The sequence below is a fragment of the Legionella stuttgartensis genome (assembly GCF_977063405.2).
In genome coordinates, this window is record NZ_CDRUHA020000057.1 from 278,448 (window position 1) to 301,755 (window position 23,308).

The window sequence follows — 23,308 nt, forward strand, 5'->3', positions numbered from 1 at the left end:
AATGAAACGACTTAACCTAGTTTCTGCTTCACTTTACCTCAGCTCAACTCTTCCTGAAGCGCACTTCGTCGAGTATGCCAGAACAAGAAACATCCCATGAGTGCCATGAATAAAAAGTATAGAGCACTCCACCCAGGCATTGAGATTCCTAACATCCGCCAACTCACCTCAGCACAATCACCGCTCCCCCAAAATAAAGTTTTTACCACCGTTTGCCAAGGGAAATAACGAATTAAAACATCCAGGCCGGGCATACACGCAGGTGCTTCTCCAGCAGGTAAAGACTGTAACCATAATTGACGTATCGCAAAAAATAAGCCGGCACACGAAATAATGATTTGCAACAAGCTGATAATGTGCGCTTTTTTTAAAGTTTGAAAGCTTAAGCCCATAACTGCCAACAACAAAAAGACACAAACGCGCTGCATGATGCATAAGGGACAAGGAATAAGGCCAACAACATATTGAAAGTAGAACGAAGCAAATAATACAAACACGGTTAGCATTGCATTGAAGGTTTGAATTTTTTTATAAGTAAGTTTTCTCATGATTTTGGCAACATATAGGATATAGCAGCCTTAAGATCCTCATCATTGCATTTAATACACGTTCCTTTTGCAGGCATAGCATTTAAACCTTTTATTGAAGAAGCAAGTAAATCATTTAATTCTCTCTTGACTAATCGCGGTTTCCAATCCTGTTCGTTTCTAAATTTTGGCGCTCCCGCAAGACCGTCTCGATGACAAACAATACAATATTGATGGTATGTTTCATGTCCGGATTCTTTGGTCTCTACATTACTAACTGCTTTATTATCTGTCTGAGTCTGACCTTGGACGGTTACCTTTCCTACAGGTTGAATTCTTAATTGAATTTCTCGTTGCTGCGATTCATCACTTGCATACAACACAAATGAACAACAAAAAAATAATATTAAAAACTGCAACCTCATGCCCATACACCTCATGATAATAATTTAGGATGATACCTAGAAGTGAGTTTTTTTTCCAGCAGGATCAAAACCAAATAAAAGGAAAATCATTTTGTATCCAGGAAACAATCTTCAAACTATAATGAATCGTCAAAAAATTGAGGAGCTAAAACCATGGTCCAAGCAATTCCTGAAGGTTTTCATACGGTAACACCATCTTTTACTTTTAAAAATTGTGCAAAAGCAATTGAATTTTATAAACAAGCATTTCATGCTAAAGCGCTGCAGATTTTTCCTTCCTTAGATGGGAAAGGCATAATGCATGCACAGATTCAAATTGGTAACTCCATTATTATGATGGGTGATGAAATGGAAGGAGAACATTGTTCCAAAAGTGCTGAAACTCATGGAAAATCACCAATCACACTTTTTGTATATGTTTCTGATGTAGACTCGTTCTTTCAACAAGCGGTTGCGGCTGGGGGTCAAATACTTATGCCGGTAGAGGACATGTTTTGGGGTGATCGTGCTGGACTAATTAAAGATCCTTTTGGGTACTCTTGGATGATTGCCACCCATATCAAAGATCAAACTATTGAAGAAAGCAGAAAAAATGCAGCAGAAGCATTCGCTTCTATGGCAAAAAATAAGCTATAAGGATTTGAAATGTCAGACTTCCCCATACACGCTCCTATTTTGCTCATTGCCGATCCTAAAATAGTTGCCATTCCGGTGATTGATAATCACGATCCGATGATTGATTTAATCAATTATCCTGAAATCAGCTATGGCCCGTCTCCAGAAATACCGAATAATACTGATTACACAAAAATGCGAAAAACGGTTTATGAGAAATTAAACCAAGCCCAATCCCTATTACCCCAAGGATTAAGTTTTTGCTTGTATGAAAGTTATCGAAGTCTGGCATTACAAAAATTGCTTTTTGACACACGTTATGAAAAAGTTAAAAATAAACATCCCGATTGGTCATCTGAAGAGATTTTTATTGAAACAACCCGCCTGGTCTCCCCAGTGACCAACTTGGATGGTTCACCCAATATACCACCTCATTCGACAGGCGCTGCAATTGATGTTTATTTAATCAATGAACAAGGCACGGCCATTGATATGGGAATTCATCCTAAAGATTGGATGGAAGACTTAGATGGATCTCTGTCATTAACTGCCTCAGAAATTATTACCCACGAAGCAAAAAAAAATCGCCAAATCATGAGTCAAGTCTTAGAAACGGTAGGCTTCGTTAATTATGGTCACGAATATTGGCATTGGTCATATGGAGATCGTTATTGGGCTTATTATAAACAAAAACCTTATGCTCTTTACGATAATTATAAATAATCTCCTTTATTGTAGACCAGGCGAAGCCCTTTCGCCTGGTCACATCTTTACCTACGCCCCCGGGGTGGTCCAGGAGGCCCTAGTTTTAGGGTGACCTAAATGGATCCCGGTACACTGCGCTTCACCTAGGTTACAGGCAGACAAACCAGAACCAATTACAACTCTATTCGACAACTCTTTGAAAACTAGGGTATATTTTAATGAGTATTATTGAGTACGGATGTATTAAAATAAGGAAAGGATATGGCAAATACAAAAGAGATATACACTCCAGACACTTTAAGACGAAATTGGGGTTGGCTTTTGGGGTTAGGGCTATTACTTGTTTTTCTAGGTTGTATTGGCTTGAGCATGGTTATTGGCTTAACCTTAGTTAGCATGTATTTTTTTGCTGTCTTATTAATTATTTCCGCGATCTCCCATTTTATTGATATTTTTAAACATCGGGACTGGAGTGGTATCTTCTGGCAAACCATAATTGCTGTTTTATATCTAATTGGTGCTGGTGTTGTTCTGTATGATCCCTTTTTAGCATCTACGTTAATTACTGCACTCTTAGCGGGTGTTCTAATTGTTATTGGCATCACACGAATCATTCTTGCCTTTTCTTTAAAAAACGCCAAAGGTTGGGGTTGGCTATTATTTGCCGGAATTATTGCCATTATTCTGGGTGTATTAATCATCATGCAATGGCCAATTAGTGGCTTATGGGTTATAGGAATGTTCATTGCTATTGATATGATTGTAAATGGATGGACTTACATTTTTATCGCTCTTTCTGTACGTGCATCTGTGTAATGAACATAGTATGATACTGCATGCTCTCCAAAATGCAGTATCATATGTACTCAAGAACCCTACGTATAGCAACCCGTCAAAGCCCTTTGGCTTTGTGGCAAGCCAATCATGTCCGGGATTTATTGTTAAATAAATGGCCGAATTTACAGATTGAACTATTACCAATGAGTACCTCTGGAGATAAGTTCATCAAGGACAAACTTCTCGCTGTTGGCGGCAAGGGTCTATTTGTCAAAGAGCTTGAAGAAGCTTTGCTGGACAAAAGAGCTGATTTTGCTGTTCACTCTTCAAAAGATATGCCCGCAGAGTTTCCTGAAGGACTCAGTTTGGCAGCCATCTGCAAAAGGGACAATCCATTTGATGTCTTTGTCAGCTACCAACATACCGATTTACAGACACTTCCTGCGCATTCTATTGTTGGGACCTCAAGTCTTAGACGGCAATCACAATTATTAGCCTACAGACCAGATTTGAATGTTAAGTCCTTAAGAGGAAATATCAATACTCGACTTGAGAAGCTCAAGTCAGGAGAGTATCAAGCAATTATTCTTGCTGCGGCAGGTCTTGAGCGCATGGGATTTACCGATGTCGTAAAGGAACAACTATCCGCCCAAATAATGCTTCCTGCATGTGGGCAAGGCGCTTTAGCAATCGAATGTAGAACTGACGATCACGAAATGCATGCGCTAGTTGCCGAACTTAATGATCCCGTATCATCTATTTGTGTGCATGCAGAGCGAAAGGTCAATGCCCTCTTGGGAGGTAATTGTCATGTCCCTTTGGCAGTTTTTTGTGTACCAATAGAAAACAACCAGCTTTCTTTACAAGCAAAAGTTCTGACTCCTGATGGCGCGCAAATTATTAAGAGCGTGCAAATGGGCTCATTGGAGCAGGCAACACACTTGGCTGAACTTTGCGCCCAATCGTTGCTAGCGCAAGGAGCAGCAAACCTTCTTGCATCTGTATCAAAATGAGTCGCTCATTACACGGTTTACGAGTTTTAAATACTCGTCCACAAGACCAGGCACAGCAGTTGAGTCAAAGCATTCACAAAGTGGGAGGGGTCGTAATTGCACTACCTGCTCTAGAGATCAGAGCAACAAACAATGATTGGCTCAATCTATTACCGGACTTAAACAAAGTTGACCAAGCCATTTTCATTAGCGCCAATGCGGTTCATTACTGTTTTACTCAATTAAACAGGCAACATATTAAATGGCCCTCTTCAATTCATGTCATTGCAATCGGTCAAGGTAGTGCTGCAGCACTGCAAAAATTTGGCATCCAAGTCCACGCAATCCCCAATATACCTGACAGTGAACATTTACTGGCATTAAACACATTACAACAACCAGCCAAACAAAACGTGCTACTATTTAAGGGAGAAGGAGGCAGACCGCTTATTGAGGAGCAATTAATACAACGAGGAGCGAACCTGATTACTCTTAAAGTATATCAAAGGGTTATTCCTCAAATTAGCCGGAAATTGCTTGAGTCGATATGGCGCGATGATTTAGTGGACATTATACTGTTAACAAGCGAACAGTCTCTGCATAACCTTTTTAAACTGTTTGAAAAAGAGGCCCAGGAATGGCTCCGTAATAAAAAATGGCTCCTAATTAGCGAGCGCCTGGCTCAGGTTGCCTCAACAATGAATATAAAAAATATTAAGGTTTGTAACCCTAATCAAATAATAAATGCATTGTTTGATTACGTAAACAAGGATTAACTTATGGCCAGCAGCAACGAAGAACAAGTACAAAAAGTTAAAAGAACACCCCTTACTTCGCCAAATGAAAAGACGAAATCCACACGTAATTCTCCAGTGTGTAAAAATCAATACCTAATACCTATCTTAGCATTTGTTGTTGCATTAGTAGCGCTAGGTGTTGCTGCTTACACTGTTTTTAAGAATCATCAACTGGAACATCAATTAAGTAAAACGCAAAATAGTTTTACCACCCAGTTACAACAATTGGAGCAAAGCCAAGTCCAAGCTGAAGAACACACTAACACCCGAGAAAATAAGACCGAAGAAATACAAACACAGTGGCAAGCAAAATTTGAAAATTTAAGCAAACAAATACAAAATGCCATGCAACAAAAGTTTTATCAAAATCAGGATTGGCTTCTCCTAAAGGCCCGCTATTATCTTGAATTAGCACAAATCAATGCCCACTGGAGCAATGAAAGCGATGCAACAATAGCATTACTGGAACAATCAGATCAGCTATTAAAGCAACTAAACGATCCAAAAATTTTAAATATCAGACAAGCAATAGCTAAAGATATAGCCCAAATTCAAGCCCTCCCCACAGTTGATATTGCCGGATTGCTGAGTCAGTTGGATGCAGCACAAAATAGCATTAATGATCTGAGCATCCCTTTACCGATAAAAGGAAATACCTCCTCATCAGAAAATAGCACGCCTCCATCAAATGATTCGTCTAGCTGGAAAGTACGATTACAAGGCAGTTTAAATGCACTGGAAAAACTTGTGGTCATTCGACGACATGATCAAGGAATTGAACCCTTGGTTTCTCCGTTATTTGAGGCATTACTTAAAGAGAAACTCCGACTGAATCTCCAAGAAGCACAGTGGGCTGTTCTTAATAATGAGCCCTTTGTTTATCAACTGGTTCTAAAACAAGCGATTAATAGTCTTAAAATGCATTTTAATGAAAACATGCCAAACACGGCTGCTTTAATCAAAAAACTGACTGAGTTACAACAAAAGAATGTAACCCAAAAACGACCAGCAATGGGATCTGCACTCCCGATGCTCAATGAATTGATTGAAACAAAAAAGACTCCAGGGACTCAATCTGACGGACAAGGAGGAAATCAATAATGATGCGTATTCTCTTGGCTTTCTTGATTTTACTAGGTTCCGTGGCCTTAGGCATTCAACTCAATAAAGACCCAGGCTATGTATTAATTGCTATAAACCAATGGACCATAGAAACTACTCTATGGGTAGCTGTCTTTAGCATCATTATTTTGTTCCTTTTCATGTATCTTCTTTTACGTTTATGTCAGAAAATTTCTCATACGCCAAGCACCTTAGCTCAATGGCATTCGAAAAGACTTAATCAAAAAGCACAAGCAATTACGAGAAAAGGATTAATTGAATACAGTGAAGGATATTGGTTAAAAGCCAAAAATCATTTGATTCAAGCCTTACCGAATACTGATACACCTTTACTTAATTATTTAACTGCCGCACGAGCCGCCCAAAAAATGGGGGACAATCAATTACGCGATGATTATCTACGTGAAGCGCAACACTCCATGCCTGAGGCTAAAATTGCCGTGGAATTAACCCAAGCGGAATTGCAACTAGCAAATCATCAATGGGAACAAGCCCTGGCGACACTGAAGCACTTACATGATATAGCCCCACGCCATCCTTATGTTTTAAAACTTATAATGCAACTTTATCAAGAAGTAAAAGACTGGCCACAACTCATTCAAATCCTGCCTGACTTAAAAAAATATCAGGTTATAAATCCACAAGAATTTGAATTACTACAGTATAATGCTTATTTACAGCGTCTTATTGATCTTGCAAAACAAAATCAACTCGAGCCGGTGAAGACCTTCTTTCATTCATTACCTAAAGCTTTAATTAATGAGCCGAATATCATTGCGGAATACGTCCGTTTCTTGTTAAAAAATGCGGATTTTACTAATGCAAATGAACTATTACGACGTGCGCTACGCAAAGATCTCAGTCCCCAATTGATTGGGCTTTATAGCCTATTACCAATCGATGAAAAACAACTTGCTTTTGCCGAAGGATTACTGAAAAAAAATGCCCATTCAGCGGCACTTTATTTATGCTTGGGTCAAATCTGCATGAAACGAAAATTGTGGGGGAAAGCCAAATATTATCTTGAAAAATCAAATGAGATAGAGCCTACCGCTTTAGCCTATGAAGCTCAAGGGGAGTTACATGAAAAACTTGGCGAAGAAACGCTTGCTTGTAGAAGCTATAAACAGGGTTTAACCTTAGTAACAAAAGAAATTTAGATTTATGTTTAGCAATGGAACTGCTTTTTCAGCCATAAAGAGAAAGAAGGCTGATTAGCCTTCTAACTGTTAATGCCGATTTAAACTACGCTACTCACGCAAGCCATTGAATTAGGCCAGGGTATGATTTACTTCTACACCACCTATACCTATATCTGTATATGTTCCTTGTAATGATAGAGTCGCAGCTGTTTGGCCAGCAACTAGTGCAGTTGAACTATCTGCTGTTGCAATCGAACTATCTGCCGTCGCAATGGAACTAACTGCTGTCGCAGTTGAACTATCTACTGCTGTCGCAGTTGAACTATCTACTGCTGTCACAGTTGAACTGTCTACTGCTGTCACAGTTGAACTACTATCAGAAGCAGTCACACTTAAAACACTTTGTGCACTTACATCTAAAATACTATCTTGTTGAGTTAAATCAATTGTGGGAACAGACACATTCGAATCAAAAGAGGTATAGGATGTATCCACTATCCCAGTTCCAACAATTTGCTCAAGAATCACCGGTCCAGAACTTGCTCCATCACCCCCAGAGGCTAGTGAGCTATTTGTTACGGTCGTAGTTGTACTATCTATCGCTGTCGCAGTTGAAGTATCTATCGCTGTCGCAGTTGAAATATCTATCGCTGTCGCAGTTGAAGTATCTGCCGCTGTCGCAGTTGAAGTATCTGCCGCTGTCGCAGCTGAAGTATCTGCCGCTGTCGCAGCTGAAGTATTTGCCGCTGTCGCAGCTGAAGTATTTGCCGCTGTCGCAGCTGAAGTATCTGCCGCTGTCGCAGTTGAAGTATTTGCCGCTGTCGCAGTTGAAGTATCTGTCGCTGTTATCGTTGAACCTGACGTTACCGTACCTGCGGTAGTTGAACCATCTGTCGTTGTTATCGTTGAACCTGTCGTTATCGTACCTGCGGTAGCTGAACCATCTGTCGTTGTTATCGTTGAACCTGTCGTTATCGTACCTGCGGTAGTTGAACCATCTGTCGTACCTGAGGTCACGGTTGAGCCATCAGCTCCAGAACTTAGAGCTCCCGAAGCATTTGGAGTAACGGTAACTAGTTGAGTAGCTGTCGCAGTGGCTACTGAATTTTCTACAGTGGAATAAGCCGTTACACCTAATGCAAGATCGGTGGTGCCAGTTAAGTCCCCATTTACCGTAATGGTAAGATTTGCCAATTGGCTCGCACTGAGTGTATAAGTCCCATCCGTATTAGCGACCAACGCAGTCCCCCCAGAACTTAGGGTCGAGCCGGTAGGGACATTAGAAATAGTTACGGACAGCAGATCTGTGGTATTCCCTGCGGGGAGTAACGCAGTGATATCAAGAGGAATTGCAGAACCTTCGCTCCCACTAACTGTTTGTGTTGTTAAGGTCGGGGTATCAGCAACCGGGGCAACGGTTATTACTTGCGTTGCGGTCGCAGTGGCGACTGAATCTTCTACCCTAGATTTGGCCGTGACGGTTAATGAAAGATCGGTTGTGCTGGCCAATTGTTCATTTACCGTAATGGTAAGATTTGCCAATTGGCTCGCACTGAGTGTGTAAGTCCCATCCGTATTAGCAACCAAAACTGTTCCTCCAGAACTTAAAGTTGAGCCGGTAGGGACATCAGAAATCGTTACGGAAAGCACATCGGTGGTATTTCCTGCGGGTAGTAATGCAGTGATATTAAGAGGAATTGCGGAACCTTCGCTCCCACTAGCTGTTTGTGTTGTTAAGGTCGGGGTATCAGCAACCGGGGCAACGGTTATTACTTGCGTTGCGGTCGCAGTGGCGACTGAATCTTCTACCCTGGATTTGGCCGTGACGGTTAATGAAAGATCGGTTGTGCTGGCCAATTGTTCATTTACCGTAATGGTAAGATTTGCCAATTGGCTCGCACTGAGTGTGTAAGTCCCATCCGTATTAGCGACCAAAACTGTTCCTCCAGAACTTAAAGTTGAGCCGGTAGGGACATCAGAAATCGTTACGGAAAGCACATCGGTGGTATTTCCTGCGGGTAGTAATGCAGTGATATTAAGAGGAATTGCAGAACCTTCGCTCCCACTAGCTGTTTGTGTTGTTAAGGTCGGGGTATCAGCAACCGGGGCAACGGTTATTACTTGTGTTGCGGTCGCAGTGGCGACTGAATCTTCTACCCTGGATTTGGCCGTGACGGTTAATGAAAGATCGGTTGTGCTGGCAAGTTGTTCAGTTACCTTAATGGTAAGCTCCTCCAGTTGGCTCGGACTAAGTGTATAAGTCCCATCCGTATTAGGGACCAACGCAGTCCCCCCTGAACTTAAGGTCGCTCCGCTAGGGACATTAGAAATCGTTACGGACAACACATCGGTGGTATTTCCTGCGGGAAGTAACGCAGTGATATCAAGAGGTATATCAGAACCTTCGTTCCCACTAGCCGGTTGTGTGGTTATAGTCGGAGTATCGGCAACCGGGACAACGGTTACTACTTGTGTTGCGGTCGCAGTCGCGACTGAATTTTCTACCCTAGATTTGGCCGTGACGGTTAATGAAAGATCGGTTGTGCTGGCAAGTTGTTCAGTTACCTTAATGGTAAGCTCCTCCAGTTGGCTCGGACTGAGTGTATAAGTCCCATCCGTATTAGGGACCAACGCAGTCCCCCCTGAACTTAAGGTCGCTCCGCTAGGGACATTAGAAATCGTTACGGACAGCACATCGGTTGTATTTCCTGCGGGTAGTAACGCAGTGATATCAAGAGGTATATCAGAACCTTCGTTCCCACTAGCCGGTTGTGTGGTTATAGTCGGAGTATCGGCAACCGGGACAACGGTTACTACTTGTGTTGCTGTTGCAATGGCAACTGAAGCTCCGACAGAAGATTTAGCAGTTATTGCTAAAGCAATATTGGTGGTACTGGATAATTGTCCATTTAAGGTAAGGGCAAGATTCTGCAATTGGCTCGCGTTAACCGTATAAGTACCATCAGTATTAGCAACCAAAGTAGTCCCCCCAGAACTTAAGATCGCTCCAGCAGGAACATTGCTAATCTTTAGCGACAGCACATCTGTAGTATTTCCTGAGGGAAGTAACGCAGTGATATCAAGAGGTATTGCAGCACCTTCATTCCCAGAGACCGAATGCGTCTCTAAGATAGGGGTATCGGCAACCGGTTTAATGGTCACAACTTGTGTAGCCTTCGCCGTAGCAACTGAAGTTCCGACTACAGCTTTAGCGGTTATTGCTAAAGCAATATTGGTGGTATTGGATAATTGTTCATTTAAGGTAAGGGCAAGACTCTTCAATTGGCTCGCATTGAGGGTATAAGTTCCATCTCTATTGGCTACTAAAGCAATTCCTCCTGAACTTAAAGTCGCTCCAGCAGGTACATTGTCAATCTTTACTGACAACACATCCGTGGTATTTCCTGCGGGAAGTAATGCGCTTATGTTAAGGGGTATTGCAGCACCTTCATTTCCAGAAACCGAATGAGTAGTCAAGATAGGAGTATCGGCGACGGGATTAACGGTTACGACTTGCGTTGCCGTCGTAGTAGCTACTGAAGTGCCTACCATAGATTTGGCAGTTATTGCTAATGCCAGCTTGGTAGTGCTGGATAATTGCCCATTTAACTTAATGGCAAGATCCTGCAATTGATTCGGATTGAGCGTATAAGTTCCATCTCTATTAGCGATTAAAGCAATGCCTCCTGAACTTAGAGTGGCTCCAGCGGGAACATTGCCAATCTTTACTGACAGCACATCCGTGGTATCTCCCACGGGAAGTTTTGCGCTTATATTAAGAGGTATGGCGGTATTTTCATTCCCACTAACCGCCTGCGTACTTAAAATAGGAGCATCAGCAACAGGATTAACGCCAACCTTTATTGATTGATTCATGCTTGCGGATAAACCTTTAGGAGATGTAGAAGTAGCAACTACATTTAGAGTCACAGAACCAGACACTTGATTAACTCCGGATTTAAAAGTTAACCCAACAATTTGTGCGGCAGTAAGCGTCCAACTACCATCCTGATTATGTGTCCCCGCAGATAAAGAACCACCTGCAGGGACCCCCGTGATTTTATAGGTTAATACGTCACCAGCATAACGTGTTGTAGCGCTTATATTTAATGGTATCGATGCATTTTCATTCCCCCCAGGACTTGTTACCTTTAATGAGGTAGGAGGTACTGGAACCGCAGTAACAGGAACATTGTAAGTATGAGTCGGTAACGCGCTAACTTGTAAAGTTCCGGCTTTTATTGCTTGTAATTGAGCTATATCCGCTACAGCGACTTTAATAGGTAACATACTTGGAGTTGAATCATCAAGTACTGCGCCAGCAGCTAATTTTAGAGTTTCAGGGCCATTTACCCCATTAAACCAGGTTAAACCCTTAATTACTTGAGTACTTTCATTTGCCACGACATACTTAGGCGCTCCGTTAGCACTATTGTTCATAATTAACCAATAGTGTTGATCCTTAGCATCAATGTCTGTTGCAGATAAGGTGCCTAGTTTGGCACCAGGGGTGCTTTCACGAACTGAAGTTGGAGTAAATGATGCTTTAGGTGCTCCTAGATTTTCAGCAACGATTTTTATTTGTTCAAAACCTTTAACACTTAATGGAATGGAAGAAAATTTGTAAAAATTATTTACTTCTGCTCCTGAAGCAACAGCTGCTTTAAAACCTAAGACATTATTTTTAAATTCGGCAGAATTAAGTTGTCCATAGCTTACTTTCAGTTCTAAAACATCAATCCCTTTGCCTGCGTTATATATAGACGACCCGCCGTGGGCTACGGCGTTTAGATTAGCTTCATAAGTCATCTTATCCGCACCGCTTCCTCCTGTTATAACAGAGGAACCAACACCCGCATCAACACTATTTTTATTATTTCCCAAATTTATAACCGTACTCCCTGTCGTTAAAGAATGAACTGTGTTAACGCCTTGACCTAATGTTACTGCAAAATTTGCGGCACTTAGCTGCACCATGCTACTCGCAACATGAGCATATCCAAGATTTAAAGTGTTATTCCCATTACCTGCAGTAATAACATCTTTGCCTGAAGAAGATAAGGCATTAATTAGGTTATTACCATTTCCAATAAACAAGGTTTCATTTATACCCGAAAGTGTTACCGAATCATTACCATTTCCGACAATTACAAGATTATTATTACCTAAAATGGAGAGGGTATCTTTACCATTACCGACTGTAAGAACATTATTATTTCCGGTTAAGGAAATATTATTATTCCCATTTCCTACAATGCCTATACCATAATTTGAATTAAGCGATAAATTTAAACTCCCATTACCGTAGTTAGTAATTTTGTTCGCTAAAATTAATTCTTGATTACTATTGCGAATCGTCTTCAGTAGTAAAGCTAATGCTTCATTAGGGGAGGTAATCGTGGAAGCCATAAGAACACCTAAAACCAAGCGGGCAAGGTTCTTAATTCTTCCATGACTTTAGTACCTGCACGTTATTAAACACCTGAACAAACCGATACCTTCAAGTAGTGGGAGTATCATTTAAAACATCATATATATTATTTAAAGTATAGTTACTGGTTAAATTTTATTCAAATCGATTTATGCAAAAAAATTCCGTTTTTCACTTGTTAAAATTAAAATATCTTTAAATTTACGAGGTAATAATCCTTATCTTTCCCTGAAAGACTCCTCTTTGGCTTTAAAAATTGGTTTAAGAATATAGTCCAGAACACTTTTTTTGCCTGTTTTAATAAAAACATTGGCGGTCATACCAGGAATTATGGGTAACTTATGCTTATCATTTCCTAAATAATTTTTATCGGTTTGTACACGGATCATATAGTAGGTTATTGATGCTCCCCCAGATAATTTAGCATTTGATTCTTCAATTGCATCCGCACTGATATAAGTAACAACTCCATTTAAACTGCCGTAGACTGTATAATCATAAGCAGTAATCTTAACGGATACCTTTTGTCCGGTATGAATAAAAGCGATATCTTTGGGCGTTACTTTTGCTTCGATCAGTAACTTATCTGACAAAGGAACAATTTCCAAAATATCTTCACCAGGAGTAACAACTCCTCCCTCAGTTTTAATATTAATTTTTTTAACTACACCATAAACGAGTGATCTTAATTGAGTACGTACCATTTTATCTTTTAAAGAAGCTAATGAGTCCGTCAAACTCATTAACTCTGCTTTTTGCTGGTTGAGCTCAGTCCATGCAGTATTTTGATATTGATTTTTTTTCTCTAATATCTTTTGTTGAATTTCTGCAATAATTTCCTTAGTTCGAATGTATTCCGCCTTAGATGCATACCCCTTAAGTGTTAATTTCTCATACATTTTAGTGTGCTCTTTAGCCAGATCTAAATATTGTTGTAAATTTTCCAATTCTGAATGAAGCGAATCGAGTTGGGTTTTAAATAAATAATTTTCTCTATCTACGAGATCAGGAGCATTTTCTTTTAACTCAGCAGAAAACTGAATACTTGGTTTACCATAAGCTTGTGCCGTTAGCCTGGCTACTGTGGCAGAAAGGGCAAGATATCGATGATAGCCATTTTTATAATCTGCCTTGTACCGAGTATCATCTAGAGTTACCAGAATTTGGTTTGGACGAACTATTTCCCCTTCCTGAACCATAATTTTATTAATAATTCCGCCATCTAAGCTTTGGATAATTTTAACTTCCGATGAAGGGATAACTTTTCCCTCACCGATAACAACATCGTCTATCATTCCAAAATAAGACCACACTATTCCCAAAATAATAAGCATTAAAACAATAAAAAGAATGCTGTTCGCAACCACTGTTGTTTTCGATAATAACGCGGCTTTAGAGTCAGGAATAAAATCCTCATCTTCAGAAAAAAATTTTTTATCCTTCTTATTTTTCTTCAAAGCCATATTTATTTACCTTCCTGATTTGGTATTGAAGATGAAAACTGTTGGGACTGCTTTTGCTTCTCAAGAGCTTGTGCTTTTTGCAGAACCTCAATAACCTCGTTTTTTGGGCCATCGATAATAATATGGCCATTATCCATCATAATAAGTCGTTCAACTAAAGGAAATAATGATACTTTATGTGTCACTAATAAAATGGTTTTTCGTTCTTTAAGTGTTAATAAGCGCTGAATCGTTTCTTGTTCTGTAGCCATATCCATGGCACTGGTTGGCTCATCAAATAACCAAATCGGTGGATCAGATAATAGTCCACGAGCCAAGGCAATAGATTGGCGTTGTCCTCCTGATAAGCCTTCCCCTCTCTCGCCAACCATCATATCAAATCCTTCTGGATGATGATTTACAAATCGGTCAACACCACCAAGATAACCTGCATTGATAATTGCTGCATCATCAGCCCAAGGCATTCCCATAGAAATATTATCTCGTACGGTTCCATAAAATAACATGCTATCTTGAGGAACAAAGCCCATGTTCTTCCTTAAATCGACAGGGTCTAGTTGCTCTATGTTAACCCCGTCTATATAAATATTGCCCTCCTTGGGTTGATATAAACCAAGAATTAATCGTTGAATAGTACTTTTACCCGAACCAATACGTCCAATAATGGCTACCCGTTCCCCTGCCTTGATTTTAAAAGAAACTTGATCAAGTGCCAGGATTTGTTGCCCAGGATATTGAAAACTGACTTTATCGAATTCTATTGTTCCTTCTATTTTGGGCAGATGCAAAAAACGCTTATCTTCTGGACGCTCAACAGGCAATGACATCAAACAATTCAGATTTTCCAATGATAACTTGGCTTGCTGCAACCGAGTTAAAATTCCTGCTAATGAAGAAAGAGGTGCTAAAATTCGTCCCGCTAAAATATTTGTGGCAATTAATCCCCCTAAAGTCATGCTGCCTTCCTCAATCATGTATACACCTAAAGCAATCATACCCACGGTAATAAACCCTTGACCGTAATTAGTAATCGTGATGATCAAATTAGAGAAATATCGCATTTTTAGTGAATCTCGTGCGGTAGTACCAACATATTGTTCCCATTTTTTTTGCATTTGGCCTTCAGCATTTAACGATTTAACCGTTTCAATAGCCGTAACTGTTTCAACTAATAATGCATGTTTTTGCATTGCCCCTTGCAATGATTTTAATACCGCTTCACGCATTGGTTTCTCAATAAGATATGCAGCAAGTAAGATAAGCGGCACTACAATAAGAGGAACCAGTACAAGCCAGCTGCCTAAATACGCGATAAGCACGAAAAACAAAACAACAAAGGGTAAATCGATAATTGTAGTTAGTGTTGCGGAGGTAAAAAAATCTCGAAGCACTTCAAACTCACGCAAATTATTTACAAAAGCACCTACAGAGTTGGGTTTATTCATTAAGCGGATACTCATTGCTTGTTGGAATAAAGTGCTTGCCATCACAACATCCGCCTTTTTTCCACTCACATCAATTAAATACCCGCGTAATAGTCTTAAAATGAAATCAAAAAAATTAATTATCAAAACCCCTATAACGAGTACCCATAACGTCACATTGGCATTGTTAGGAATGACGCGGTTATATACATTCATTATAAATAAGGGCATAACCAGATTAAAAAGATTAACTATGAATGCTGCAACGACGACTTGCATATAAATATATCGATAACGAGATAAAGTACTCCAGAACCAGGAAAGCTTGTCTATTTTTTCTGTTGCAGTTGCTTCAGCACGTGTTTCATATTTAAAAACAGGAGCAATAAATATGGCATGTCCAATATAACTTTCTTCCAAATCATCTAATGATTTTTGTTGAACACCTCCGCCATGATCCGACAAAATAAGTTCGACTGTTCCTGAATCAATGATCTTATTTAATATGCATGCCTGATCATTTTTTAAAAGCAACACAACCGGTAAAACTAATTTTGAAATATGATGAAGGGATCGTTTCACTATACGTGCCGAGAATCCAACTCGTTCCGCTGCACGTACAAATAAGGCGGGTGTAAATCTATTATTTTCCAGAGGCAATCCAGCTCGAAGTACATCTGCAGACAAAGGGCGATGATTTAGCATAGTTAAAATTACTAAACAATCTAACAATGGATCAGAGAATGTTTCATTATTCTCAGAAGACTTATCCATTCTCTTTTTCCTACTAAGAGATGTCATATGTCTTATAGTTTAGCAGGTTAATGCAATTATAGGGGCTGGTGCTGATTTTGTATAAAATTCTTGATTGGGTGTAACGCTAATTTTCATTAACAATTAAATCCCAAGCGTCACGCCAATCAATTTATTTTCTATAAAAACTTTGGATGATGGCATGCGTCATTACAATCAGTATTGGTCTTTTCCACCTGAATAGTTACATGCTGAATATTAAATTCTTGACGTAACTGTTCGACCCACTCAGCTCTTAATCCATCGGAAAGCATGTCATCAGGCATATGCAAATGAACCGACATCGCATTTTCTTGGGTACTCATTGCCCAAATATGTAAATCATGAAAACCTTTAACCCCTGGTTTGCTTAATAAAAAATCGCTCACGGCGGTCCAAGAAATATTATCAGGAACACCATCAATAATTAATCTGAAACTACCCGCAAATAAAGCCCAAGTACCTTTGAGTATCACCAAGGCGATCAATAAACCAACCACAGGATCTATCCATTGCCAACCAGTCCAGTACAATAAGGCGGCTGACAAAACAACACCTACTGAAACCAAGGCGTCATAAAATAAATGTAAATAAGCTCCTCTAATATTTAAATCGTCAGAACCATGTGCAAATAATAAAGCAGTAGCGGAATTAATTACGATACCTATTCCTGCGACAATCATAACCGATAAAGCTTGAACTTCAGAGGGTGAAAACAGCTTATAGACCGCATCTGTGGCGATAATGCCGCATGTAAAAACTAACAAGATTCCATTGGCCAATGCTGAGAGTATGGATATTTTTTTTAAGCCATAGGTCGCTTTCATAGTGGGCGCACGTTTCATAAGTACGGTAGCAATCCAAGCTAATACCAAACCTAAAACATCGCCTAAATTGTGAAACGCATCAGCCAATAAACTGGTCGAATGTGATAAATAAGCAAAAACAATTTGTATAATTACAAAAATGCCGTTCGCGATTATGGAAATGATAAAGGCTTTATCATAAGTCGCCGTAGCATTATTTGGTCCATGATGGTGGTGATGATGATGTGAATCACCGTGAGAATGCGTGCTCATAACGTTCCTTCGTTTTTTTGATCTTCTTTTTGCTCTTCAGAATAATAGTTAATGCCAATTTTTATTCGATTACGTTCTTTTTGCTTACGCCATGCATTCGTATCACGTAAAGAATACACACACCCACAATATTCTTGTTTATAAAATTCTTCACGCTTGGCAATTTCATACATGCGTTCGGAACCTCCATTTTTTCGCCAATTATAAGTCCAGTACACAAGATTAGGGTATTTGCTTGCCGCACGAACTCCAGAATCATTAATTTGATTCATATCTTTCCAGCGTGAAATTCCCAAAGAACTGCTGATTATAGGAAAACCATGTTCGTAAGCATACAAGGCTGTGCGCTCAAAACGCATATCAAAACACATGCTACATCGCTTGCCACGCTCAGGTTCCCATTCTAGACCCTTCGCACGAGCAAACCAATTATCCTTATCATAGTCAGCATCAATGAATGGAATATTATGTTTTTGCGCAAAACCAATGTTTTCGTTTTTTCTAATTTCATATTCTTGAATAGGGTGAATATTCGGATTATAAAAAAAGATAGTAAAATTAATTTCTGAACTAATAAGCGCTTCCATGACCTCACCTGAACAAGGTGCACAACATGAATGCAGCAATAACTTGTCTGCATCATTAGGTAATTCCAGTCGCTCTCTCTGTATCATTTTTTTACATCCAACAAATTTATAAAATGGTGACGATAATATACCAACTCTGCAATAGAGTCTTTAATATCGTCCAGGGCAAGGTGTTTTGATTCTTTAATAACACCATTTAACAATTCAGGCCGCCAACGAATAGCTAATTCTTTTAATGTGCTCACATCCAAATTTCGATAATGAAAAAATGCAGCTAGTTCTGGCATGTATTTATAAAGAAATCGCCTATCCTGACACACACTATTACCACACATTGGCGACTTACCTTTATCAAGATACTGTTTTAAAAAATCAATGGTTAACTGCTCGGCTTGCGCTTCGCTGATTTGACTTTGTAAAACCCGATCAACTAAACCGGATTGGCCGTGTTGCCGGGTATTCCAGGAGTCCATACCATCGAGCAACACCTTAGATTGAGAAATAGCAAAAACGGGGCCTTCAGCAATTATATTTAAATGTGGATCGGTCACCACTGTTGCAATTTCGATGATCCTATCTTTTTCAGGCTCAAGTCCTGTCATTTCCAAATCTATCCAAATTAAATTTTGATTATTTTTCATTTGTTTCCCAGGAGTTTAATATCAATTCTACACAAGCCACTCGTCTTTGATGTAGGGTGTGTTTAATTGCTTCACCCTTATAACCTTCTGCGATGATCGCTTGGCTATTCACTTTAGCACATTCAGTAAGCAAATAGCTCCATAATTTACTTTGTCGATACTCAATAGCTCGACCACAACCTGCTGCATCTGATTCACATGCAATTAACATATTATAGAAGAGTTGTGGACGGCGAAATGCATCGCTTTGCTCCAAAATCTTCACTATAGTACTCGCTTTCAATTCAAATAATCGGTGGATGTTCAAATGAACTCGCGAAACCATAATTGCTAGAGCGCGATAATCATTGGGAATTCGTAATCGAAAGCACAAGGCATCAACAATGCCAACACCACGCTCTTCGTGGCCATGGTGGCTTGGCCAATTGTGCATAGGCGATAAACCTTTACCCAAATCATGTACCAATGCAGCGAATCGGATCACAGGATCTTTGGTTAAAGTTACCGCCGCTTGCAAAACCAACAAAGTATGAACACCACTATCTACTTCATGATGATAACGATATGGATTAGGGATGCCGAACAGCCGATCAATTTCAGGTAAAATTACCCGCAAGGCATCACAGGAGCGTAAAGTAATTATAAATTGTTCAGGATTTTGTTCTTCTAAACTTCTTTGCCATTCTTGCCAAACGCGTTCAGCGACCAAGTGAGCCAACTCACCTCGTTGAACCATTGTATACATCAATGAACGTGTTTCATCAGCCAATTTAAAACCTAAATGATGAAAGCGTGCTGCAAAACGAGCAATACGCAGTACACGGACTGGATCTTCAACAAAGGCTGGAGATACGTGACGGAGTATCTTAGCTTCTAAATCCTTCAGTCCATGATATGGATCAATAAGCTGTCCTTGTTCATCTCGAGCCATTGCATTAATGGTTAAATCACGGCGTGCTAAATCTTCCTCTAAGGTTACCGTTTTACTGAAATTACAGGAAAAACCATAATATCCTGGCGCAGATTTTCTTTCTGTTCGCGCCAAAGCATATTCTTCATTGGTTTTCGGATGCAAAAAAACAGGAAAATCTCGACCAACTTGTCTGAATCCTTTTTCCAATAACTCATCCGGATTGGAGCCGACAACAACCCAATCACGTTCTTTTACTGGAAGATTCAATAATTCATCGCGTACAGCACCACCCACTAAGTAGACTTTCATTAAATTTCATTTACCTTCATACTGTATGATTATTTAGCCTTAATTTTTCTTTCGAGCTAAGAATATTTTTAATCATTATATTATAGATCTGAACTATGAGTAAAAGACGTATTAGTAAACAACAATCTGCCCGTATTGAAAAAATTCAACAAAATTATCATGTGAATAGAAAAAATCATGATGATCTGGCTGATGGATTAGTCATTACTCGCTTTAGTAAACACGTTGAACTAGAAGACATCAAGGGGAGGCACATACGTTGCTCTATTAGGCCCAATTTAGAGACACTGGTAGCAGGAGATAAGGTCATTTGGCAATCTGAAGGAATCAAGCAAGGAGTAGTGGTTAGCCTTTATCCTCGGAGTAGTGTCTTGGCAAAACCAACCAGCTCGGGGCTTATAAAACCTGTCGCTGCCAATATTACGCAACTCATTATTGTCATCGCACCGAAACCAGAAATATCTTGGCCGTTACTTGATAGCTATTTAGTTATGGCAGAAACACTACACTTACAGGCAGTAATTCTATTAAATAAAACTGATTTACCATGTGACCGTCTCAAAGAACAATTATGCATGGATTATGGAACACTTAATTATCCTATAGTACTAACAAATAAAAACTCTGCTGAGGGTTTAGAACAACTCAAACACATATTAAATCATCAAATCAGCGTGTTCGTAGGCCAATCCGGAGTGGGTAAGTCATCGATTATTTCAAGTATTTTGCCTCACGAACAAAATATCTCCGTAAATGAAATTTCTGAATTATCTGAATTAGGTAGACATACAACCAGCAACTCACGATACTATCATTTGCCAAGTGGCGGTGCTTTAATAGACTCACCGGGAGTAAGGGAGTTTAGTTTATGGCACATAGATGCCACTGAAATCGCACGAGGTTATCCCGAATTTAGACCCTATTTGTCAGAATGCAAATTTCGAAATTGTACTCATAAAGATACGCCACATTGCGCTATCATTAAGGCAAAAGAAGAGGGTTTAATTTCGGAAAAACGATATGAAAATTTCATCAGGCTTTGTGGACAATACACCTAAAACCTACTTAGCCATTAACAGCATCGAACATGAGGCATAAATAAAATATACTGCTAGACTAGGCACGCTGAAGCTCAGATAAACTGCCACTACCACGTTTCTTTATCCTCTTAATTCATTTTAATTCATTGACTAGAGGTCTTTCATAACCAGTTTTTTTCTTTCTTCTACTTTATCCAGTTTTTGCATACCAATACCCAACTAAACTCCCCTCTGGACATAAAGAAGACTTGCATCTAAAGCAATATAAAGAATTTTGGGTACGGTTATAAATAAAACTAGTTATATTGACCAATATAATCAAGTATTGGCCGACTGCACTTTTTAGCATTTTCTTTTTGGGCGATGCTTAAAATCGGCTGACTTATATTAAATAAATAATCACTTATTTTATCCATTTTCCTCGGTTCAAGAGTTAGTTGAGACCATTGGTTTTTATAATTTACTATCATTGATTGAACATCTTTTACTTCAGAGAACTTAAAAAATTCCACCTTATCTCTTTTTGGAGACATAGGAAAAAAGGATGGTGAGGAACTTTCCAGGCCTTGACATAATTTGGATACCTGTTTGTTGATATGCTTACTACAGTTAATAAGAAATCGCGATTTTGCCATGTCTAGATCACACAGTTTAATTAATCTCAACAAATGGGTTCGATGATGTTCGCTAAGTCCATTTAGAAATTCAGTGAATAGGACATTGACTCTAAATTGCTTCATGAGCTCATTTTCATCTTGCGCATAAGTTTGGATTATGTCATCTAAAAATTGATGAGTCCGAGTCTTTACAGACTCATTATTTGTTTTAAAAAGGATTAGGGCATTAAACAAGCGCTCCGGTTCAAACCAATAAACGCCAAGTTCATTTAATTTACATTTTTGCACAAGCTCTAACCATTTAACTGTTGGTTTATGACGTGTAAAGCATGAAAACCAGCCTGTATCTTTTTTTGAAGGACTAACAAGATCGCGGATAATATCTTCATACGCCGCTTCCAAAGCTTTAGGTTTATTTGCTGCAACGAATGGCAACAACACAGTAAGAATGGTATAGGCCTCTGGAAATACCGTATTTTCTTTATCCCATAGACTAGAGGTTTGTCGCGTACAGAGAATAGATAGCTCGAATTGAGTGGTGAATAGCGAAACAATTAGTTTACAACAATTTATAAAAGCATCCGTTTTATCAAATGAAGTTTGGTCTTCTTCGATAACCTCTGATAACTCTTGGTAAACAGGCTCTAATTCTTTACTTGTAGCTTTTAAATCTGAGTTATATTTAAATAACCATTTGGTTAATGCTTTTATTTCATACTCCAACTCAGAATAATCCTTTGCAGTATGAAGGGCGATAAATACATCCAATAAGTATTCTTCATTTTGTTTATATTTAATTTTTGAGCCATACAAGAAATTCACATCCACTAGTTCGTATTCATATAAACGATGGAAAAAACTTTTTATCTCTTTTTTGAATTCTGTAAATTCCACTTTATTCGATTGCAAATAAAAGTATCGCTCAACTAATTCCATTAAGTGAGGTAACAAGGCTATAGGCATACGGCCATGTGCTCTTAAATTAACAAAAACTTTTTTACGCATCAGATCCCAAAAGTTTTTGAAAATTTCGGAGTCTACGCTTACTTCCCTTGTGGTTTGCTTACACAATTTTAAACGTGCTAATTCATCTATTGTAACAACGCTTAACTTTTTCTCAGATCTGTATGTCGATAATTCAAATTGCCATTTTTCTAAGTGTTTACAAAAGCTTAGTTTTCTATATAAAGTATTATCACCAAAACCAAGATAAAAATTAAAAAGATTAACCGTTTCATTAAGCGACGAAAAATCATTTAAATCCTTTTCATTAGTCAAAGTTGGTATCAATATTTTTAAATAATTAATTTCTACCACTGGACCAAGTTCTCGAGCTAAATCAATCCAATATTGATTGAGCGCTGAAGGATTAAGCATATAATCATCGTTATCAACAATCGCTTCCCACCGAGTTTTATAACAGGTGAGAAGAAAAAGCAAATCATCCTGAGCTAACGTATCAGTTGGCTTACATTTAGAAAAGCGATCTGCAAGACATTCGCGTAGCTTCTTATCACATTGAGTGAGCGTACTTTCCTTTTCTAGAGTTTCAATAAAATCCAAAATTCGTTGGACTAACATAAACTACAACCTATCCTTAAATAAAATTAACTTAAACTAAAGTCAAATAAAAATCAATTATAAACCCCATGGGGAAACACGTAACTGAAGGAAATTAAATAATAAATTATTCAAGCATGAATCTAAGTTCTAGTGGTTCGTGGAAAAAGAACTTAAAGCCTCCAAGCACTATTCATGGTTTTTATGGAAGATTTCATTGTTGAAAAAAAAAGCGGCTCGAAGCCGCTTTTTAAGAATAAAACCCTGGCGATGACCTACTTTCACATGAGGAAACCTCACACTATCATTGGCGCGGGCTCGTTTCACTTCTGAGTTCGAGATGGAATCAG

General features: G+C 39.0%; 18 protein-coding genes and 1 rRNA gene. 8 read left to right on the plus strand and 11 right to left on the minus strand.

From position 1 onward, the window contains the following. Positions 1 to 38 precede the first annotated feature (38 nt). Both ACWTEW_RS16685 and ACWTEW_RS16690 read right to left on the minus strand, forming a co-directional pair. A complete protein-coding gene (locus tag ACWTEW_RS16685) occupies positions 39 to 548 on the minus strand; it encodes a disulfide bond formation protein B (RefSeq protein ID WP_454782778.1) in 510 nt (169 codons plus the stop codon). Further along, a complete protein-coding gene (locus ACWTEW_RS16690; protein ID WP_454782779.1) occupies positions 545 to 952 on the minus strand; it encodes a c-type cytochrome in 408 nt (135 codons plus the stop codon). The genes ACWTEW_RS16685 and ACWTEW_RS16690 overlap by 4 nt, the downstream gene beginning before the upstream one ends. Positions 953 to 1,105: 153 nt before the next feature. Between ACWTEW_RS16690 and ACWTEW_RS16695 the strand changes: the two genes are divergently transcribed. The 7 genes from ACWTEW_RS16695 (at position 1,106) to ACWTEW_RS16725 (ending at position 7,120) form a co-directional block, all read left to right on the plus strand. Further along, positions 1,106 to 1,588, plus strand: a complete 483-nt coding sequence (locus tag ACWTEW_RS16695; protein ID WP_454782780.1) for a VOC family protein — start codon at positions 1,106 to 1,108, stop codon at positions 1,586 to 1,588. A gap of 9 nt (positions 1,589 to 1,597) precedes the next feature. Further along, positions 1,598 to 2,290, plus strand: coding sequence for a M15 family metallopeptidase (locus ACWTEW_RS16700; RefSeq protein WP_454782781.1), 693 nt, complete (start codon positions 1,598 to 1,600; stop codon positions 2,288 to 2,290). Between the two features lie 243 nt (positions 2,291 to 2,533). After that, the gene (locus ACWTEW_RS16705; RefSeq protein WP_454782782.1) at positions 2,534 to 3,088 is read left to right on the plus strand and encodes an HdeD family acid-resistance protein; all 555 of its coding nucleotides are present in this window, start codon (positions 2,534 to 2,536) and stop codon (positions 3,086 to 3,088) included. A gap of 44 nt (positions 3,089 to 3,132) precedes the next feature. Further along, positions 3,133 to 4,062 carry a hydroxymethylbilane synthase gene (gene hemC / locus ACWTEW_RS16710; protein WP_454782783.1) on the plus strand — a complete coding sequence of 310 codons (930 nt, stop codon included), beginning with the start codon at positions 3,133 to 3,135 and terminating at the stop codon, positions 4,060 to 4,062. Next, the gene (locus ACWTEW_RS16715; protein WP_454782784.1) at positions 4,059 to 4,817 is read left to right on the plus strand and encodes a uroporphyrinogen-III synthase; all 759 of its coding nucleotides are present in this window, start codon (positions 4,059 to 4,061) and stop codon (positions 4,815 to 4,817) included. Before hemC ends, ACWTEW_RS16715 begins: the two co-directional genes overlap by 4 nt. A 3-nt stretch (positions 4,818 to 4,820) precedes the next feature. After that, the gene (locus ACWTEW_RS16720) at positions 4,821 to 5,939 is read left to right on the plus strand and encodes a uroporphyrinogen-III C-methyltransferase (RefSeq protein ID WP_454782785.1); all 1,119 of its coding nucleotides are present in this window, start codon (positions 4,821 to 4,823) and stop codon (positions 5,937 to 5,939) included. Next, complete coding sequence (locus ACWTEW_RS16725) at positions 5,939 to 7,120, plus strand: heme biosynthesis HemY N-terminal domain-containing protein (RefSeq protein WP_454782786.1); 1,182 nt, start codon at positions 5,939 to 5,941, stop codon at positions 7,118 to 7,120. The genes ACWTEW_RS16720 and ACWTEW_RS16725 overlap by 1 nt, the downstream gene beginning before the upstream one ends. 111 nt (positions 7,121 to 7,231) lie before the next feature. Here ACWTEW_RS16725 and ACWTEW_RS16730 read toward each other — a convergent pair whose 3' ends face one another. From ACWTEW_RS16730 to ACWTEW_RS16760, 7 genes are all read right to left on the minus strand, one after another. Continuing rightward, on the minus strand, positions 7,232 to 12,511 hold the full coding sequence (locus ACWTEW_RS16730) for a beta strand repeat-containing protein (protein ID WP_454782787.1): 5,280 nt from the start codon (positions 12,509 to 12,511) through the stop codon (positions 7,232 to 7,234). A 240-nt stretch (positions 12,512 to 12,751) separates the two neighbouring features. Beyond that, positions 12,752 to 13,996: an HlyD family type I secretion periplasmic adaptor subunit gene (locus ACWTEW_RS16735; RefSeq protein ID WP_454782788.1), complete on the minus strand. Its 1,245-nt coding sequence runs from the start codon at positions 13,994 to 13,996 to the stop codon at positions 12,752 to 12,754. A gap of 2 nt (positions 13,997 to 13,998) precedes the next feature. After that, entirely contained in the window at positions 13,999 to 16,194 is a 2,196-nt protein-coding gene (locus ACWTEW_RS16740) for a type I secretion system permease/ATPase (protein ID WP_454782789.1), read from the minus strand. Positions 16,195 to 16,352: 158 nt separating this feature from the next. Beyond that, a complete protein-coding gene (locus ACWTEW_RS16745) occupies positions 16,353 to 17,291 on the minus strand; it encodes a cation diffusion facilitator family transporter (RefSeq protein WP_454782790.1) in 939 nt (312 codons plus the stop codon). After that, positions 17,288 to 17,965: an epoxyqueuosine reductase QueH gene (locus ACWTEW_RS16750; RefSeq protein WP_454782791.1), complete on the minus strand. Its 678-nt coding sequence runs from the start codon at positions 17,963 to 17,965 to the stop codon at positions 17,288 to 17,290. The genes ACWTEW_RS16745 and ACWTEW_RS16750 overlap by 4 nt, the downstream gene beginning before the upstream one ends. Then, positions 17,962 to 18,519 carry an oligoribonuclease gene (gene orn / locus ACWTEW_RS16755; RefSeq protein WP_454782792.1) on the minus strand — a complete coding sequence of 186 codons (558 nt, stop codon included), beginning with the start codon at positions 18,517 to 18,519 and terminating at the stop codon, positions 17,962 to 17,964. The genes ACWTEW_RS16750 and orn overlap by 4 nt, the downstream gene beginning before the upstream one ends. After that, entirely contained in the window at positions 18,509 to 19,741 is a 1,233-nt protein-coding gene (locus ACWTEW_RS16760; protein ID WP_454782793.1) for a multifunctional CCA addition/repair protein, read from the minus strand. Before ACWTEW_RS16760 ends, orn begins: the two co-directional genes overlap by 11 nt. A gap of 95 nt (positions 19,742 to 19,836) precedes the next feature. Here ACWTEW_RS16760 and rsgA point away from each other — a divergent pair, with 95 nt between their 5' ends. Then, positions 19,837 to 20,799: a small ribosomal subunit biogenesis GTPase RsgA gene (rsgA, locus tag ACWTEW_RS16765; protein ID WP_454782794.1), complete on the plus strand. Its 963-nt coding sequence runs from the start codon at positions 19,837 to 19,839 to the stop codon at positions 20,797 to 20,799. Between the two features lie 278 nt (positions 20,800 to 21,077). Here the strand turns inward: rsgA and ACWTEW_RS16770 are convergent, their stop codons facing one another. Together ACWTEW_RS16770 and rrf are read right to left on the minus strand one after the other, a co-directional pair. Beyond that, positions 21,078 to 22,979, minus strand: a complete 1,902-nt coding sequence (locus ACWTEW_RS16770) for a hypothetical protein (protein ID WP_454782795.1) — start codon at positions 22,977 to 22,979, stop codon at positions 21,078 to 21,080. Between the two features lie 241 nt (positions 22,980 to 23,220). After that, positions 23,221 to 23,308: ribosomal RNA gene (gene rrf, locus ACWTEW_RS16775) — 5S ribosomal RNA — on the minus strand; the annotation flags it as partial.